Below are 12,723 nucleotides of genomic sequence, written 5' to 3' on the forward strand. Positions count from 1 at the left end.
GCTTATATTTACTTTTATATGTTACGATCTCGAATAGTACTTATCGGCATCCTGTTATCAGGCTGCACACTGGCGCAAGCCCAAAATAAAACTTTTACCCGAGCTGATACCCTGCGGGGCACCATAACGCCGGAGCGCGTATGGTGGAATGTGCTGAAATACGACATCACTGTAAAGCCTGATTACAATACTAAAACCACCGTCGGATCTAACATCATAACCTATAAAGTGCTTACCGCAAAGCATTCGCCAATAATGCAGGTTGACCTGCAGGAGCCATTGAATATCGACAGTATCTTACTGGATGGCAAGCAAAAACTAAGATATGCCCGTGAAGGTAACGCCTGGCATGTAACCGTTGGCGAACAGGCTGCAAAATCAGAACATAAACTGGCCGTTTACTTTTCAGGCACACCCAAGGAAGGGGTCAGGCCGCCCTGGGTAGGCGGGTGGACATTTGCCAAAGATTCACTTAACCGCCCCTGGATGACCGTTACCTGCCAGGGCCTCGGCGCTTCGGTATGGTACCCGTGTAAAGATCACCAGTCGGACGAGCCGGATAACGGTGCCTCTTTGACCATGATCGTGCCTGACACGCTGGTAGCCGTGGCAAATGGCCGTTTGCAATCGCACAGAAAAAATAATGATGGTACCGCTACCTACAAATGGGCTGTAACCAACCCCATCAACAATTACGATATCATCCCTTACATCGGCAAGTATGTGAACTTTAGCGAGGTATACAGTTGCGAAAAAGGCAAGCTCGACCTTAACTATTGGGTGCTTGATTATAACCTGCCGAAGGCTAAAACCTACATGCCGTTTGAGGTAAAACACATGCTTAAAGCGTTTGAGTACTGGTTTGGGCCATACCCGTTTTATGAGGATGGCTACAAGCTGATAGACGCGCCGCACACCGGCATGGAGCACCAAAGCGCAGTTGCCTATGGTAACTGGTACAAACCGGGCTATCGTATGCGCGATGCATCGGGTACCGGATTGGGCATGAAATGGGATTTTATCATCGTGCACGAGAGTGGGCACGAATGGTTTGGCAACAACATCACCAGTAATGACCTGGCTGATATGTGGATACACGAGAGCTTTACCAATTATTCGGAAACCCTGTATGTGGATTACCGCTTCGGCGTTGATGCCGGTAACGATTATAATTACGGTATCCGCAAGGGAATACAAAATAAGGAACTTATTATTCCGCCGTATAACGTAAATGCGCAGGGCAGCGGCGATATGTATCCTAAAGGTGGCAACATGCTGCAAACCATCAGGCATAGTATTAATGATGATGTACTGTTCCGCAATATTATGCGCGGATTGAACAAGCAGTTTTACCATCAAACGGTAACCGCAGCGCAAATTCAGAACTACATATCAGGCCAGGCTAAATTCGATTACCAAAATGTGTTCAAGCAATACCTGACCACCACGCAGATCCCTAACCTGGAAATGCAGTACAGCGCCGATGGCAAAACGCTTAAATACCGTTACACCAATTGCATACCCGGCTTTAATTTGCCATTGGTATTAAAAGATAAAACCAAACTGGTAAAGCTATCTCCAACAACGGAATGGAAAACCATTATAGTAGGTGCGAATAAAGAGTTATTTAAGCCGGAGGCTATAATCAAGATGTATTATATTACCGTATCTTAATTTGTTCGCAGATACAAAAATGGCCGCTTTAGATAAGAAGCGGCCATTTTTATTTTTGATCATCTTATAAATATTTCTCCGGTACGGAGTGCAGCGCTACGCGGTTCCCCTCAGTATCTAAAAATACGGCCATGTAACCGTACTCGGGCGATATTTCAGTTTTGGGTACAATGATGGTACCGCCAGCCGCTTCAATACGGTCGGCCACTATCTTCACATCCGGGTTAGCATTGAGGTAAAGCATGGTACCACTGTTGGCCGATGGTTGATGAAAGTCGGACACCTGGCACAGCGCGCCGCCAACACCATTCATCGGGTCTTCAAGCGGGAACATGCACATAACCGCCCCCTCAAACTCAATCCTATCCATCTTGATGTCGAAGATTTTTTCGTAAAAGCTTTGGGCTCGATTAATATCAACTGCCGGTATCTCAAACCAGCTTATGGCATTTTTGAAAATCATAAAGTAGCGTTTTGGTTTAGTTAAAGTTAGTTTTCAAAACGCTATAAATCAAATCATAAAGCAAAAAGCCCCGCTAATGCAGGGCTGAAGTTAATAAGGGGAGTTGTTCAAATATTAATTTGTAACTGCAGTTACAGTTTGCTAAGTTATTTATACATGTGATCGATTTAGCGTATTAATTGACAAATATTACCCGTATTTTAACCTTTTTAGTGCGGGTTTGCAGATATTGTCTTTTAGGATAAAATGTAATAAGTATAAGCTAATTTGTTATATAGCCTGTCATCAATTAAACCCTACTTTTGTAAAAACAATATTAATTACGAGATGATAACATTTAGCTGGAAGGGCGTTTTCCCGGCGGTAACAACCAAATTTACTGCAGATGATGAATTAGATTTTGATGCTTTTGATATAAATATAAAAGCCCAGCTTGAGGCAGGTGCTGAAGGTATTATATTAGGTGGTTCATTAGGCGAGGCAAGTGTGCTTACCGAAGACGAAAAATTCAGCCTGCTTACACATACCTTAGAACTTGTTGAGGGTACCGTTCCGGTTATCTTGAATATTGCGGAGCAATCAACCCGCGCTGCGGTAAGGGTAGCTCAAAAAGCATTTGAACTTGGCGCCGACGGCCTGATGGTATTGCCGCCAATGCGCTACAATGCTGATGAGGACGAAACTATCGCTTATATTTCAGCTATTGCAGAAAGCACACCGCTGCCGATCATGATCTATAACAACCCTGTTGATTATAAAATTGAAATTACGCTGGATATGTTCGATCGCTTGTCGGTATATCCAACCATACAAGCGGTTAAGGAATCAACCCGTAACATCATGAACGTTACCCGCATGATCAACCGCTTTGGCGATCGTTTTAAGATCATGACCGGTGTTGACCCTATCGCTACCGAAAGCATCATCATGGGTGCGCATGGTTGGGTAGCAGGCTTGGTTGATGCCTTCCCGAAAGAAACCGTAGCTATCTTCCGCTTAATTAAAGCCGGCCGCATTGATGAGGCCATCGCTATACACCGTTGGTTTTTACCGGTGCTGGAGCTTGATATTCACGCCAAACTGGTACAGTATATTAAACTGGCCGAAGTTGCTACCGGTATAGGTACCGAGCAAACACGTGCACCACGTTTACCATTAAAAGGCGCTGAACGTGAGAGAGTATTAGCGGTGATTGAAAACGCTTTAGCTAACCGCCCGGAATTACCTGAAGGTAGCTGGGGTAAATTAGCCGAGGTAAGTTTATAAATTTGGCGAATGATCAAAGGACAAAATATTGTAGGTTGTAAGCACATATCATTAACGGGCGAAAGTTTTAAAGCTATCGATCCGGCAACAAGTAAACACCTCGAGGGCGACTTCGAGGTGGCCAATGAGCAATTGGTTGAACAGGCCATGCAAATGGCACAAAAGGCTTACAGCACATACAAAAACATAACTAATACAAAAAAAGCAGCCTTTTTACGCGCAATAGCTGAAGAAATAACAGCTTTAGGCGATACATTGATAAGCCGTGCGGTAGCCGAAAGCGGTTTGCCAACAGCACGTTTATTGGGTGAAATGGGCCGCACAACCGGTCAGCTACGCATGTTTGCTGACCTGGTGGAAGAAGGCTCGTGGGTTGAAGCGGTTATTGATACTGCTTTGCCTGAGCGTACACCATTGCCCAAACCCGATATCCGCAGAATGTACAAGGCTATTGGCCCGGTGGTGGTATTCGGTGCAAGTAACTTTCCGCTGGCATTTTCTGTTGCCGGTGGCGATACGGCATCGGCTTTAGCTTCGGGCTGCCCGGTAATTATAAAGGCACACCCTGCACACCCCGGTACCAGCGCATTGGTAGGCGAGGCCATCAGTAAAGCGGCGTTAAAGGCAGAAATGCCCGAGGGTGTTTTCTCGCTACTGCACGATTCAGGTTATGCGGTAGGTACCGCCCTGGTAAAACATCCGCTGGCCAAGGCTGTAGCATTTACCGGCTCGTACAAAGGCGGTATGGCGCTGGTTAATATGGCTCGCGACCGTAAAGAGCCTATCTCGGTATTTGCCGAAATGGGTAGCATCAATCCGGTAATATTATTGCCGGAAACATTAAAAAAACAGCCTGAAACCTTGGCTGCTAAATATGCCGCTTCAATCACTTTGGGTGCCGGGCAATTTTGTACCAATCCGGGTTTGATACTGGCCGTAAAATCAGATGCCTTGAACATATTTGTCGATGGCCTGAAAAAAGCTATCGAGGTAGTACCATCAGCAACCATGCTTACGCCGGGCATCTGGCAAAACTACCAAAACCTATCGCAGGGCGTTGCTGGTGAGGCTGGTCTTGATGTAATTGCCCGTTCAGGCAACATTAATCAGGAGCTTTGTAACCAGTCGGTAGCCACGGTGGCAACCGTTAAGGCAAGCGATTTTATACAAAACTATAAACTCAGGGAAGAGATTTTCGGCCCGTGGTCTTTACTGGTAGTGGCTGATGATGTGCAGGAGCTTGAAACGGTTGTTGGCACATTGGAAGGTCAGTTAACGACCACCGTAATGGCTGAGCGCGAAGAGCTTCCTGCTTATGCTGGTTTGCTTGATAAGCTTGCTGATATTTCCGGTCGTGTAATATTGAACGGTGTGCCAACAGGCGTAGAAGTTTGCGCGGCAATGCAGCATGGCGGTCCTTTTCCGGCGGCAAGCGACAGCCGTTTTACCTCGGTGGGTACAGGCGCAATCTATCGTTTTGTGCGCCCCATAGCCTGGCAGGATTGGGAAGATAGCTTGTTACCGGCCGAATTGCAGGATAGCAATCCGCTGAATATCTGGAGGCAGGTAAATAACGAATGGACGAAAGCATAACATGAGCAGCAAAACTTTTTTTTGTATAGACGCGCATACCTGCGGCAACCCTGTGCGGTTGGTTGCAGGTGGCGGCCCACAGCTCAAGGGTGATAATATGAGCGAAAAACGCCAGCACTTTTTAAAGGAATATGATTGGATTCGCACTGGTTTAATGTTTGAACCACGTGGGCACGATATGATGTCGGGCAGTATATTGTATCCACCGCATGATCCGGAAAATGATGTTGCTGTATTGTTTATTGAAACAAGTGGCTGCCTGCCCATGTGTGGGCATGGTACCATCGGTACAATCACCATAGCTATTGAGGAAGGATTGATCCAGCCTAAAACACCGGGTGTGGTGCGCATGGAAGCTCCTGCCGGTTTGGTGATAATATCTTATACACAAATAGGTCAAAAAGTTACCTCGGTAAAGCTGGTCAATGTACCATCATACCTTGCTGCGGAGAACCTGGAAGTGGAGTGCCCGGATCTGGGAAAGCTCACGTTTGATGTAGCTTATGGCGGTAATTATTACGCGATTATTGATCCGCAGGAAAATTTTGGCGGATTGGAAAATTATACTGCCGGGCAACTAATTAGCTGGAGCCGCACTATCCGTACGCGTATTAACGAAAAGTACAATTTTGTTCACCCGCAAAACCCAACCATAAACACCTGTACGCATGTGTTATGGGCTGGTGCTACCTTGTCTGCCGATGCGACCGCGCGTAACGCCGTATTTTACGGTGATAAAGCGATTGACCGTTCGCCATGCGGTACTGGTACTTCGGCACGTATGGCACAGTGGCATGCCAAAGGCAAGCTTAAAATGGGCGATCAGTTTATCCACGAAAGTATTATTGGCAGCAAGTTTATTGGTACGGTTGAGGATGAGGTGAAGATAGGAGATATTAACGCTATTGTTCCAGGTATTGAGGGCTGGGCTAAAGTGTACGGTTACAACACCATTAAAATTGATGATGAAGATCCGTACGCGCACGGTTTTCAGGTTATATAAATAAAATAAAGACAGGCCGCTGCAATGCGGCCTTTTATTAATATGTCAAAAATTGTAATCATCGGCGGCGGCATCATGGGGCTTAGCTCTGCGTATTACCTGCAGCAAGCCGGTCATGACGTTACCATACTCGAAAAAGGCGACCTGAGCGATAATTGTTCGTTCGGTAATGCCGGCATGATTGTGCCAAGCCACTTTATACCGCTTGCCGCACCGGGCATGGTGCAGCAGGGCATCCGCTGGATGTTTAACAGCAAAAGCCCTTTTTATGTAAAACCATCGTTAAGCGGCGAACTGGTATCATGGGGGATGAAGTTCCTGAAACATGCCAATACCGCGCACGTAGAGCGCTCTGCAAAGCCACTGCTGGAAATATCATTGTTGAGCAAAAAACTTTACAGTGACCTTAGCAAACAACCTGATTTTAATTTTGGCTTGGTTGAAAAAGGAATCCTGATGTTTTATAAAACCGAAAAGGCAGGTGAGGAAGAAGCACACTTAGCAGAAAAAGCCCGTGAGTTAGGTTTAGATATGGCTGTTTTAAGCGCTGATGAATGCCGGGCTTTGCAACCTGACTTAGCCCTTGATGTATTGGGTGCTGTGCACTATCGTTGCGATGCGCATTTATACCCTAACCAGTTGATTGCCGCGTTACTAAAGCATTTACAGGCAGGCGGCGTAAAAATTGAGCGTAACGCTGAGGTTGCCCGCATTGAAACCGCGGGCGGTAAAATATCAAAAGTATTTACCGGCAACAAGGTGTGGGATGCCGACCAGTATATTATAGCAGGTGGCTCATGGTCTCCGGCTATCGCTAAAATGATCGACATCAATGTGCCGCTGATGCCGGGCAAAGGCTACTCGTTTATGGTGCCTGAGCCTGAACAACGTATGCAGATACCCGCTTTATTGTGTGAAGCCCGTGTGGCTATTACGCCAATGAATGGCAGCATCCGTTACGGCGGTACTATGGAGCTTGGTAAAATAAATGATAAGATTAATATGAACAGGGTAAAGGGTATCGTTGAATCGATACCCAAATATTTCCCTGGCCTGCACCCCGAAGTGCCGGCCGAAAAAGATATCTGGTACGGTTTCCGTCCATCGTCTCCGGATGGTTTGCCTTACATTGGCCGCAGTAAAAAATACAGCAACCTGGTGGTGGCAACCGGCCACGGAATGATGGGTTTAAGCCTTGGCCCCGCGACCGGCTTGCTGGTTAAGCAGGTGGTTGATGGAACCAATACCGAAATTGATATCAGCGCTTTTTCACCTAACAGGTTTTAGCAGTCTTTAAAATTCCCTTACCCGCTTTAGCAGTATTTTAACTCGGGTAAAGGTGTTTTTTGCAATTTAGGGATAAAATCGTATTTTAGATCTCCGTTTCCCCGATTTAATACGATGAAGGTACTGCAATTTACAATCCCAGTAGCGCATGATAAAAGCGTAATAACCGATCAGGTTGAATTGCCCTACCATTACCCGCATCTGCATCGCCATAAAGAAGCGCAACTTACCTGGATACAGCGCGGAGAAGGTACTTTAATTGCAGGCAATAATATGCACGCTTTTGCCGAGGGAGATATATTTTATATTGGCCCCAACCTGCCGCATCTGTTTAAAAGCAATCCCGAATATTTTAAATCCGAAGACCATCGCCCGGTAAAGGCACTAACCGTGTTCTTCAATCCTGAGGGAGCGTTATCGGCCATGTTTGATCTTCCGGAGATGCGTGCCATCAGCCAATATCTCGGCCAGCATGCACTTGGTTTTAAATTGCCCGCACGTAACACTCAATCTATCGCCATTCAGATGCTTGCCGTGCGTGAAGCAACCGGGAGCAAGAAGTTGCTTGCCTTTTTGGAGTTGATGCAGGGCCTGATCTCCGTGGGCAATAAACCGGAAGCACTGTCGACCCACGGAAACTTACCCTCAATGGCCGATAATGAAGGTATACGTATCGGTAACATCTACAATTACATTATGCAAAATTATAACGGCAACATAACGCTCGAAGATGTTGCCCGCGCCGCCTGCATGACCTCCGAATCATTTTGCCGTTACTTTAAAAAGCATACCGGCCACACCTTCGTGTCCTTTTTAAACGAGGTAAGGGTTAATGAGGCCTGTAAACGGCTTACCTCGCATAAATTTGAAAATGTTTCGGAGATAGCCTTCAAATGTGGCTTTAAAAGCATCACCAATTTTAACCGGGTATTTAAATCAGTAACCGGCAGTTCGCCGCGCGAATATCTCGATAACTACAGGCAAAATATTAACAGCCTTTCGCAATCTGCTTAGTAAGGTCTTTGGGTTAAAAACATGCTACAATTTGGCAAATTATAGCCGAATGCTATTTGTGGGTATGCGTATTTTTATGCGCCGGCAAATCATCCCGGCTTCATTATGGCGAGTTTCTTTAAATCATTTAATCATAGTATACTATTAGTAACGGCAGTAGGTATCTTCAACTGCGCATCCGCCCTGGCGCAAAATCCATGGGAGGCGCTCTCAAAGCGGCCGTCAACACTTGGAATAGAGTCCGGTATAGATACCTATAACACTTCGGCATTCAACTTAAAACTGGTAAAGGCTTCGCAAACCGTTGCCGGCCTGGAGCCTAAAGTTGCCGCTGGTTTTGATTTTACCCCCGCCGACAGGTTAAAGCAACGCAGCAGCGATGGTATGTACCAGTTGGGTGATATCAACCTGCGGTTAAAATCGGATGGCGATACTGTCTGGAAAAGTTTTTCTACAGCTACCAAACGAGCCCCTGTTAAAGCACTGGCGGTTAATGATACTGTTTTGGCTGCTGCCGACCTGGCCGCCACTTTGCCTGCCGATATTCCGCTAACGGTGGAGCGTGTATGGAAGCAGCGTAACGGGCAGCTTATTCTTGAATTTGTACTTACCAATACCTCGGCCAAAACGGTAGAAATAGGCTCGCTTGGTATACCCATGATATTTAACAATATTTTGCAGGAGAAATCGCTTGAAAAAGCGCATGCTGAATGTGTTTTTTACGATCCGTATATCGGTAATGATGCTGGTTATTTACAGGTAACCTGCTTAAGCGGACAAGGCCCTGCCTTAGTGGTTGTACCCGATGGCAAAACGCCTTTTGAGGCCTACAACCCGCTGCTTGATGACCCGACTCCGCGAGGTATTGACTTTGAAGGCTTTTACGAATGGATGGTCAGCAGTAAAGCGTATGCCGAAAAGGATTGGAAAAAAGCGCAGCCATGGAATGAACCTACCTCGATAAGCTTAAAATCCGGTGAAACACGTCGCATTGCGGTGAAATTTATTTTGGCAGACGCAATAAAAAATATAGAGAAAACGCTGATTGCCAACAACAGGCCTGTAGCTATGGGTGTACCGGGTTACGTTATCCCGCAGGATGTGAACGGTAAGCTGTTTTTAAATTATGGTAAACCTGTATCATCTATAAAAGTACAGCCTGAGGGAGCGTTAACCTTTACACAACTGAACGACTCTCCTAACGGATGGGTAGCTTACCAGGTAAAAGGTAGTACTTGGGGCAGGGCAAGGTTAACCGTTACTTACGCTGATGGCCTGCAGCAAACTATTAACTATAAAGTGATAAAGCCGGAAGGCCAGGTGGTGAAGGACTTTGGCAACTTTTTAACAACCAAACAATGGTATCACAATGACAAGGATCTATTTGGCCGCAACAACTCGGTGATTACCTACGACTACGAGAAAAAAGCCAAAGTATTGCAGGATAGCCGTGCCTGGATAGTTGGCCTGAGTGATGAAGGAGGCGCAGGCAGCTGGCTTGGCGCTATGATGAAGGAGCTGGTGCAACCGGATAAAGCCGAAATTCAAAAGCTTCAATTATTTGTAAACCATACCCTATGGGGCGGCTTGCAGCATAGTGCCGGGAAAGAAAAATACGGGGTGAAGAAAAGCCTTTATTATTACGACCCCAAAGGTAAACCGGCCGGTACTTACAGCGACAGCGTAAACTATAAAACATGGGCCGCATGGGATAAAAAGGGTGCTGATGATATCGGCCGGTCATACAATTACCCGCATGTGGCGGCGGCGCATTGGGTACTGTACCGTTTAGCCCGTAACCATAAGGGCTTGGTAAATGAGTATAACTGGCAATGGTATTTAACCAATGCTTATGGCACCAGCATGGCGATGATAACTTTAGCGCCTTACTATGCGCAGTTTGGGCAAATGGAGGGCACCATTTTTTACCTGATTTTACAAGATTTAAAGGCCGAGGGCTGGGGTGAAATGGCTGGCAGATTAGAAGCAGCTATGCGTAAGCGTGCTGATCATTGGCGTACACTGCAATATCCATTTGGTAGTGAAATGCCCTGGGATTCGACCGGGCAAGAAGAGGTTTATGTATGGTCAAAATACTTTGGGTATGACGATAAGGCGATGGTTACCCTTAATGCCATTTTGGGTTACATGCCTACCGTTCCGCACTGGGGTTACAATGGTTCGGCCCGCCGCTATTGGGACTTTTTATATGGTGGCAAGCTATCGCGCGTGGAGCGCCAGTTACATCATTATGGGTCAGGGCTTAACGCTATACCGGTGCTTACCGGGTATCGTAGTCAGCCTGATGATCTTTATCTGCTCAGGGTTGGTTACGGCGGCACGTTGGGCGCTATATCAAATATTACCGAGGATGGTTTTGGCCCGGCAGCGTTTCACTCGTTCCCGTCAACATTAAGAATAGATTATCTGTCAGGCGATTATGGGCCAAACTTTTTTGGTTACGCGGTAAATACCGCAACCTATTTGGTTGATGATAAAACTTTCGGTTGGCTTGCCTTTGGCGGTAATTTAACAAAACGGGGAGATGTTGTAGATGTTGCTATCACCACGGCAGCAAAATCAAGGGTGTTTATAGCACCTGCCAAACTTTGGCTTACGCTTGATGCGGGTAAATTTAAAATCGCAACATACAATTCAAAAACCGGAGAGGTAAATTTAACACTTGAAAAAGGAGACAGCTACACTCCGAATGCTTATCTCCGCGTAGAAGGCGGCAATAGTAAATATAACTTAAAGCGGGCTAAAGCGAGAGGCGCATATGTATTCTCTTTAAGCAGCAAATCGGTAGTTAACATCAAGCTAATTAAGCAATAATCGTTCTTTCTATTTTCATATTTGTTTTGCGCCGGGCATTTACGTCCGGCGTTTTTGTTTTATACAGATTATTTTGGCTTGTTAAGTATTTGTTTTAATTTACACCATCAACCAATTACATAAAACTATGAACTGCAAGTACATCTGCCTGCTTTTATTATTACTGATTACGTCAAAGGGGTTTGCACAAACAGGTAAAGGTTCTGTTGCTGATGTTGCCTTTATACAGGGCAACTGGAAAGCCACCACACCGGATGGCCGTACCATTGAGGGATCGTGGTTGCCGCCTAAAGGAGAGAACCTGCTGGGCTTTATGCGGATGATGAAAGGCGATAAGCCTGATCTGTATGAAATACTGGCTTACGAGCAAACCGACAAGGGATTGACATCAATGGTAAAACACTTTCAGCCCGGCTTAATAGGCAACGAGGAAAAAGATAAGCAGGATAGGTATGTTTTCGTCGAAGCATCTAAAAACCGCGCTGTCTTTGAAAAGGAAGGAGAGACAACCCTGCGCATACTTTACGAAAAGCGTTCTGTCAGCCAGTTTGTTATAGCCCGTGGCAGCCAAAAAGATGGCAAGTGGGTTTTTGAGGATTTATTTGTGTTTAACAAGGTTAAATAGTATAAACGATGTACTGAATAAATAATACACAATCGGTCTTTATGAATACATTGTAATGAGCTATATTTTATTGGTATTTCATCAGGTGATTTCTATATTTGCCGAATATTACTTACTCCTTATCAAGTGAAAAAATATCTCTTAGTTATTTTGATTGCGCTTTTGGCAATCATATCATCATGTAAAAAAGAAAAAGTTGAGGTCAATCCCGCAGATGCTGTAGTTGGTTATTGGAGTTTAAACCGTATTTCAACAGATCTTTACTATAAAACAGACGTAGTTAAATCAAGGGATGAAAAACTTGCCGACGTTCGATATATCGATAATGTAGAGTTTAAGCCGGATGGTACCGGCGTCATGATAGAAAAGGGACTCGAATTCAGAAGATTTAGTTATCGTATTGAAAAGAACGAAATATATTTTTCAAATGTTACAGCTTTAAGTAATAAGCAATGGGTAGCTGAGCGTAATTCAATGGGAATAATTGCCGCAGTTGATGGAGGAAATTTTGTACTTGCTTATGATACCTTTTTGCTCAAGGATTTTAAAGATGATGATACTCTCTATGATCGCTATCGCACATATTATCATTTTGCTAAATAAAGTTTGAACTTATTTCAAATTGATCTCAAGCCCTTATTGCAACCGTGTAAAATACATTTGCTCTTAAATAGTTCGAAAATTTCCCAATCATCAAAATGTTTTGGAGTATGCAATTATTCGCTAAACCCCGGTTGGTTTTTTTTAAGGGTATCCCAGTCTTTTTTGTCCTTAAAAAGTAGGTAGTCATGTATCCTATTTGCTTTTGGCTCCCGTTAAATCTTTTATAATCATTGCATTTTGCTCAGCATTATATTGGCAAGCGAAAGGCGCACTATATAATGATATTTTAAAAGGCTTTTTTAAGTGCTATTGCCAAAATACAGCAAAACTAATTACTTCAGTTCTCGCTATTATTTATAC

10 protein-coding genes are annotated in these 12,723 nt (G+C 44.9%); 9 read left to right on the forward strand and 1 reads right to left on the reverse strand.

Features of this window, described 5'->3' with window-relative positions:
• The first annotated feature begins 18 nt into the window (after window positions 1-18).
• Window positions 19-1,674, forward strand: a complete 1,656-nt coding sequence (locus tag LT679_RS02745; RefSeq protein ID WP_232175401.1) for a M1 family metallopeptidase — start codon at window positions 19-21, stop codon at window positions 1,672-1,674.
• A gap of 64 nt (window positions 1,675-1,738) precedes the next feature.
• Here LT679_RS02745 and LT679_RS02750 read toward each other — a convergent pair whose 3' ends face one another.
• Window positions 1,739-2,137 carry a VOC family protein gene (locus tag LT679_RS02750; protein ID WP_232175402.1) on the reverse strand — a complete coding sequence of 133 codons (399 nt, stop codon included), beginning with the start codon at window positions 2,135-2,137 and terminating at the stop codon, window positions 1,739-1,741.
• Window positions 2,138-2,464: 327 nt separating this feature from the next.
• Here LT679_RS02750 and LT679_RS02755 point away from each other — a divergent pair, with 327 nt between their 5' ends.
• The 8 genes from LT679_RS02755 to LT679_RS02790 all read left to right on the forward strand — a co-directional run bounded on the left by LT679_RS02755 (window position 2,465) and on the right by LT679_RS02790 (window position 12,363).
• Window positions 2,465-3,403 carry a dihydrodipicolinate synthase family protein gene (locus LT679_RS02755; protein WP_232175403.1) on the forward strand — a complete coding sequence of 313 codons (939 nt, stop codon included), beginning with the start codon at window positions 2,465-2,467 and terminating at the stop codon, window positions 3,401-3,403.
• A 9-nt stretch (window positions 3,404-3,412) separates the two neighbouring features.
• Entirely contained in the window at window positions 3,413-4,996 is a 1,584-nt protein-coding gene (locus tag LT679_RS02760; RefSeq protein WP_232175404.1) for an aldehyde dehydrogenase (NADP(+)), read from the forward strand.
• A 1-nt stretch (window position 4,997) separates the two neighbouring features.
• On the forward strand, window positions 4,998-5,999 hold the full coding sequence (locus LT679_RS02765) for a 4-hydroxyproline epimerase (RefSeq protein ID WP_232175405.1): 1,002 nt from the start codon (window positions 4,998-5,000) through the stop codon (window positions 5,997-5,999).
• A gap of 42 nt (window positions 6,000-6,041) precedes the next feature.
• Window positions 6,042-7,286: an NAD(P)/FAD-dependent oxidoreductase gene (locus tag LT679_RS02770; protein ID WP_232175406.1), complete on the forward strand. Its 1,245-nt coding sequence runs from the start codon at window positions 6,042-6,044 to the stop codon at window positions 7,284-7,286.
• Window positions 7,287-7,400: 114 nt separating this feature from the next.
• Entirely contained in the window at window positions 7,401-8,300 is a 900-nt protein-coding gene (locus LT679_RS02775; protein ID WP_232175407.1) for an AraC family transcriptional regulator, read from the forward strand.
• 105 nt (window positions 8,301-8,405) lie between these two features.
• Entirely contained in the window at window positions 8,406-11,135 is a 2,730-nt protein-coding gene (locus LT679_RS02780) for a DUF5695 domain-containing protein (RefSeq protein ID WP_232175408.1), read from the forward strand.
• A gap of 127 nt (window positions 11,136-11,262) precedes the next feature.
• Window positions 11,263-11,760, forward strand: a complete 498-nt coding sequence (locus tag LT679_RS02785; protein WP_232175409.1) for a DUF6265 family protein — start codon at window positions 11,263-11,265, stop codon at window positions 11,758-11,760.
• 126 nt (window positions 11,761-11,886) lie between these two features.
• Window positions 11,887-12,363, forward strand: coding sequence for a hypothetical protein (locus LT679_RS02790; RefSeq protein WP_232175410.1), 477 nt, complete (start codon window positions 11,887-11,889; stop codon window positions 12,361-12,363).
• Window positions 12,364-12,723: the final 360 nt, after the last annotated feature.

Origin of the sequence: Mucilaginibacter roseus (assembly GCF_021215455.1) — a bacterium.
Taxonomy (GTDB): Bacteria; Bacteroidota; Bacteroidia; order Sphingobacteriales; family Sphingobacteriaceae; genus Mucilaginibacter; species Mucilaginibacter roseus.